The sequence below is a fragment of the Lactiplantibacillus sp. 30.2.29 genome, from assembly GCF_018991255.1.
Taxonomy (GTDB): domain Bacteria; phylum Bacillota; class Bacilli; order Lactobacillales; family Lactobacillaceae; genus Lactiplantibacillus; species Lactiplantibacillus pentosus.
This window is the reverse complement of record NZ_JAGYGU010000060.1, coordinates 1-5,878: the sequence shown is the minus strand read 5'-3', so window position 1 is coordinate 5,878 and position 5,878 is coordinate 1. Positions and strand designations below refer to the sequence as shown.

Sequence of the window (5,878 nt, the reverse complement as noted above, 5' to 3'; positions counted from 1 at the left end):
GATCCCGACTGGTATTCTGACAGGCCTTATTTTCTGGTTATTGACCAAGTATTTCGGTTAGTTCAAGTTAAGCTTTCAGTTTTCCGCGTCCTCAATTGCTGACAATTTTATTCCAGGGTTAAACCAAATTGGCGTTTTATTGGCATGAATTTAGGATTTTGAAACCAAGTAGCGTATTTTTCGCTTATTATTGGCTATATTTATCGTTTCTAAGCCATTTTAAATCAGCTCTGGTGTATTTATATGCCAGTTAACCAAAACGGCTGAGAAACGATTTTAGAGCTAATCTGAAATGACCCCTTGATTTTTGAATTCTTCTGAGTGTTGCGCCCGATATTTAGCCCCAGCTAGTTTATTCCAGTAAATACCGAACAGATTCGTCATGGTCCCGTACAAATAGTTTTCCACGTCCTTAACATGCTTCTCGTTACTTCTGAGCACGTTAAAGTATCTTCTCAAGGTCTTAGTTATCAGTGGTTTAAGCGTATCGTCACCTAAATTAATTTTGACTCCTAAGGCTTGATGTTCTTTTTCGAGGTTGTTTTTAGCATTCAAAATGATGCGGATAAAGCGTCGCATTTGTTGTGGTGTTCGACACCAGAAACTGAGCAGTTGAATGGCTTCGGGTTCTAAGAAGACTTCCCAGCCACTTTCTGGATCGGTTAAAAACTCGTCAGCATGTTTTACTAAATCCCGGTTTTGGGTTTCAATTTCAGCTGGTGAAAAGTTAGTGCAAGAAATGCCCCACAATCGTTAGACTTCTTGTCTAACAATTGTAGGGCACTTCAAATCGGCTGATCGAGGACTTTTTGGTATTCGTCCAGCACGTCATTCGGCAAGGGCGTCAGTAAATGCAGGTCATCGATGACATCGCTGACATCGCTGGCCGTGTCGGTGCTGGGCAAATCAACGAAAAGGTCGATTTTACTGAGACAATCACTTAGTAGATCGGTCAGCTGCGAAAGCGGCTTGCCGTTTTCATCGGTGATCACGACCTGGCGATGATTGAGGGGCTGGTGCTCGATCTGAATCATTTTCAGCGCATGATAAACATTCAACTGGCTCACCTCGATATGGTTACCCCGATTGTAGGCAATCTGGCCCGAAAAAACAATCTTTAATCATGCTCTGGGGCTACCGGCGGGCGATGCCAACGCAGCCACAGTTCTTTGATTCCAGACAAAATGAGGGTCGGTAGCGCCGGGATAAAGACTACCGCAGCATACAGCGTGCTAGAAAGTGGCGCGGTCCCCATCACTTCGTTGAAGAACGGCATGATGGTGACAAGTAATGAAGCCACCGCCGCGAAAGCCACTGCCAGCAGCAACTGATAGTTTTCAAACGGGTTGCGGGCGAACAAAGTGCGGGTGCTACGCGCGTCGAACACATGCCACAGCTGGCCAAACACCAGGGTCAAAAAGGCAAGGGTTTGCGCTTCTGCGCCGCTCATGCCTTGACTGGCAGCCCAGATAAAGGCGACATACACGAGCCCACCCATCACAATACCGCGCAGGAAGATGCGCCCGAGCATGCCATGCAAAATGGATTGTTTCACATTGCGCGGCGGCTGGTTCATGAGGTCGGCTTCTGGCACATCATAGCCGAGGGCAAAGCTCGGTAAAGCATCGGAAATCATGTTCACCCACAGCACCATCAGCGCCGTTAATGTTGGGGTGGTGGCCGCCACTTGGCCGACGGGTTGCGTCATCAGTAGCACGCCGAGCAGCAGCGCCAACACCTCGGCGACATTGGTGGTTAACTCATGCCGCATAAAGTTTTTGATATTGCCAAAAATGGTGCGGCCGGCGCGGACACTGCGCTCGATGGTGGTGAATTTATCATCCAGTAAAATCAGATCTGCGGCGTCTTTGGTGACTTCGGTGCCATTAATGCCCATGGCAATGCCAATGTCAGCAGCGCGTAAGGCTGGCGCGTCATTGATGCCATCACCAGTCATGGCCACGGTTTCGCCATGCCGCTGCAAGGCGCGCACGATGCGCTGCTTGTGTTCCGGCGACACCCGGGCGTATACGCGGATGCTTGGCGCGAGCCGGAACAAATCTTCATCGGTCATGGCTTCCAGCTGCTTGCCTTCCACTACCCGGGCGCTAGGGTCGGTGACAATGCCCAGCTTTAAGGCAATCGCGCGGGCGGTGACTGCGTGATCGCCGGTGATCATCACGACCTGAATACCGGCTTGGTGCAAGGTGGTCACACTTTGACGCACTTCCGGCCGCGGCGGGTCAATGATGCCGGCAATGCCTAGTAAGGTCAGGTGCTGCTCAAGCTCAGCGGTGCTACCATGCAACGCCAGGTCCTCGTCGATGTCACGCAGCGTCACCGCCAGCGTCCGCAGCGCCTGTTCGGCAAAGCGGTTGACCTGCGCTTCTACCGCAGTTTGACCAGCTGGCAATGTTACGAGTTGGTCGTGGTCCAGAATGGCATCAGTTTTGGCTAAAATCACGTCTGGCGCACCTTTAGTCAGCACCTGATACTGGTCGCCATCTTTAATGACGACACTCATCATTTTACGGTCGCTGTCAAACGGCAGTTCGCGAATGATGTCGATGTCCTGCGCCTGGTCTTTGCTCAAAATCGTATCGCGATCGATACCAAATTTGTGGCCCATCACTACCAGCGCTACGTCGGTGGGGTTGCCATACGGGCGGCTGCGGCCTTCGTCGTCGGTTTGAATCGCCGCTTCGTTATTCAGGACAGCGGCCATCATGAAGCGCGAAAAGCCGGGGGTGTCGGCTTCGTCATCAGGGATGATTTCGCCTACTGGTTCATAGCCGTCGCCTTCCACCACATAACTGGCGCCATTGGCATAAAACCGGGTGACAGTCATTTCATTTTTGGTCAAGGTACCAGTTTTATCTGAGGCAATGTAGCTGGTGGCCCCTAAGGTTTCCACACTGTTCAGGGACTTGATCAGACCGTTGTTTTTGGCCAGCATCGTGGCCCCGACCGTGAGCACAATTGACAGCACCGCCGGTAGCGCATCGGGAATCGCGGCCACCGCCAAGGCAATCGCCGTAGAGAGGGATTCGGCCAGCGCAGCGAAGGAGAGACTGCCAGTTTGCTGATAGGCTTTCAAGAGCTCCACCAGCAACGTGAACGCCACAATCACCATCGCCACCATCATCAGTTTGGTGGTCAGGCGCGCAATGGTGCGTTCAATCGGGGTCTTTTTGTCCTTGACTTGATCCAGCAAGGTGGCGATTTTGCCCAGCTCGGTTTGCATGCCGGTCGCAACCACCACCCCGAGGCCGTTACCATGCGTCACTGTCGCACCAGAAAAGCCCATGTTGGTGCGGTCACCGATTTGCACGTCAGCCGCCCAATGCGTGGGTTTGTTTTTGCACAGGTTCCGCTTCGCCGGTGAGGTGGGCTTCGTTGGTTTGCAGCTCGGCGACATGGAGCCAGCGAACGTCGGCTTCGATGAAGTCGCCGGTTTTGACACTGACAATATCGCCAGGCACCAGCTCGGTGGCTGGCACCGTCAGCCAGTCGCCATCGCGCAGGACCTTGGCGTGGTGATCCGCCATCACCTTCAGGGCGTCCAGGGATTTTTGTGCGCTTTTGGCTTGCCAGAAGGAGAGGCCGGCATTAACGAAAATCAGCAGCAGAATCGCAATGCTTTCATACACTGCCGCCATACCATGGCTGGGGTCGTGGCGCACGAAGAAGTCATAGCCGGCGCTGGCCCAGGCCAATAGCACGGCGATGAATAAAATAATCACCAAAGGTTCTTTCAAGGTGGCCAAAAACTGGCGCCAGGCTGGTAGGGGCTTGCTGGCGGCCAAGGCGTTGGGGCCATGCTGGGTGAGCCGGGCCTGTGCTTCTTCACTGGTGAGGCCGCTTTGCCGGCTGGTGGCCAAGCGCTTTAGGACATCTGCTTTGTGTTCGTTGTAAGGGGTCATAAGTTTCCTCCTATAAGAAAAGGCCGCACCCAAGAATCGCTTTCCTCCCCGAGAAAGCTTTCTTGAGCACCGCCCAACCGAATTTTTTGAATTAGTTACCTTTTATTGCTAGTTTAAAGGATACCTAATGTTGCTGTCAAAAGATTTGGCCCGGGCCGCCGGTGGCGTGGGCAACGTGCACGTTTTCTAGTCGCTAAACTGTGAACAATGCTCGTGCTAAATGCAAAACTGAGCAAGGAGATGAACTATAAGCGGGGGACCCTTTGCTATTGAGGAGGAAGGCGAAGTAGAGAAAGAGCGGTGATTTGAACTCGAAACAGCGGTGCCGCAGGCTAGCAGCACTGTTAGATTAATCGCCAACAGCAGATACTAGACAGCTTCTTATATTTTGAAAAAAGACAAGAAGCTATTATTAATCGTCCTGGCTTCGTTATTTAGCCCTCTAAGAGCCTGTTGAGGGCTTTTTGTTTTTGCTTTGGTATAAATATATATAAACAGTCTCAAAACCGCTAAAAACGAAAAATAAGACCCTTAAAAACGAACACAGCCGCTAAATTCTTGTTAAGATTCAGAAAAACTAACTGTTTGCTGTCAATGGTAGCGGACGAGCGTAGCGTGGGAGCATAAGGAATTGACAGCTCTAAATCAGTCTTAACACTGAAATGGCGAAAGCCAAAGTTTTATAGAAACTTTGCTTTCCTGCCTAACGGCGAGTGAAAAAGCGGTCAAGCTGGTTCAGCTTGGACGGGGTTCGGGGCGTCAGCACCCGAATAAACGTGGCTTGTTACACCTTATCTGGCAACGAACAGAGTAAGGCGCAAGGAGCGTAGCGACTGGAGTTGAATGTGAGCCTGTTTTAGCTCACTCCTTTGTGTTTTTTGTTTCTAGGTTTTGGTCTCGTACAGTAGTGCCTCTTTTATACCTCTTTTATAAACCTCTTTTAAACCTCTTTTAGACCCCTATTGAGCCTTACTCTCCCAAGGATCACAGAAGGTTATCAAGTACCTTTTGTCTGTTTATCAAGTACCTTTATAAGTTCTGTACTTGATAAAAAGGTACTTTTATTTTAATATGTGTTTGAGGTGATAATCATGTCTAATGAGTTAGAATCTGTTTAAAATCTTTTTAAGAGTAATATCAAGAAAGCGAGAATAATCATTTGGCGACTTGAATTAAGGTGCCGCTCACAATTTTTCCAGAGCCGACGACATTTATCTAACCAACTGAAAGAACGCTCAATAATCCAGCGTTGTGGTAACACTTCAAATTTATGTAGCTCATTGCGTTTAGCCACCTGTACGGTGGCTTTTAGAACTTGTTTAAAATCTAATATATTTGGTATGATAGTTCAAAAAAGGTGATCAGTAATGAATTATCCCAGTAATATTTCTCGCCGACAATTTGAACTAGTCCGTCCCATTTTAGAAGGTGCACGACAATCAACCAGACCACGGAAATATGATCTTTACGACTTATTTTGCGCGGTGGCCTATGTTTTAAAAACCGGCTGTCAGTGGCGGCAGTTACCAGTTGATTTTCCTCGTTGGCAATCGGTTTATTATTATTATCGAGTATGGTCTGAAGAACAAGTCCTTGATGAACCTTCTATTTTGGATCAATGCTTAAAAAAATTGTCTTTACCCTACGGGAAAAACAGTCACGCTCGGCTAAAACATCTTTTATAATAATTGACGCCCAAAGTGTTAAAAATACTGATACCGCCAAGCATCATGGTTACGACGGTGGTAAACGAATATCTGGAATAAAACGTCACTTAGCTGTTGATATTAACGGTTTGCCACAAGCAATCCATATCACTACTGCCAATGTTTCTGACCGTGATGGGGCTAGTGCCATGCTAGCGCTAAACTGTGAACATTTACAACAAGTTAAATCAGTTCTTGTTGATGGTGGGTACACCGGGGACAACTTCGCCGCCACTGTTCAATCCAATT

At 49.0% G+C, this 5,878-nt stretch carries 1 protein-coding gene and 4 pseudogenes; 1 reads left to right on the top strand and 4 read right to left on the bottom strand.

Annotation, left to right across the window (positions count from 1 at the left end):
• Positions 1-282 precede the first annotated feature (282 nt).
• From KGF65_RS16200 to KGF65_RS16185, 4 genes and pseudogenes are all read right to left on the bottom strand, one after another.
• A pseudogene (locus tag KGF65_RS16200) lies at positions 283-729 on the bottom strand (replication initiation protein RepA); the annotation flags it as partial.
• Between the two features lie 56 nt (positions 730-785).
• Entirely contained in the window at positions 786-1,058 is a 273-nt protein-coding gene (locus tag KGF65_RS16195) for a hypothetical protein (RefSeq protein ID WP_012491083.1), read from the bottom strand.
• A gap of 59 nt (positions 1,059-1,117) precedes the next feature.
• Positions 1,118-3,923: pseudogene (locus tag KGF65_RS16190) on the bottom strand (cation-translocating P-type ATPase).
• Positions 3,924-5,037: 1,114 nt separating this feature from the next.
• Positions 5,038-5,226, bottom strand: a pseudogene (locus KGF65_RS16185) (transposase); the annotation flags it as partial.
• A gap of 64 nt (positions 5,227-5,290) precedes the next feature.
• Between KGF65_RS16185 and KGF65_RS17185 the strand changes: the two are divergent.
• Positions 5,291-5,878 (top strand): annotated as a pseudogene (locus KGF65_RS17185) (IS5 family transposase); the annotation flags it as partial.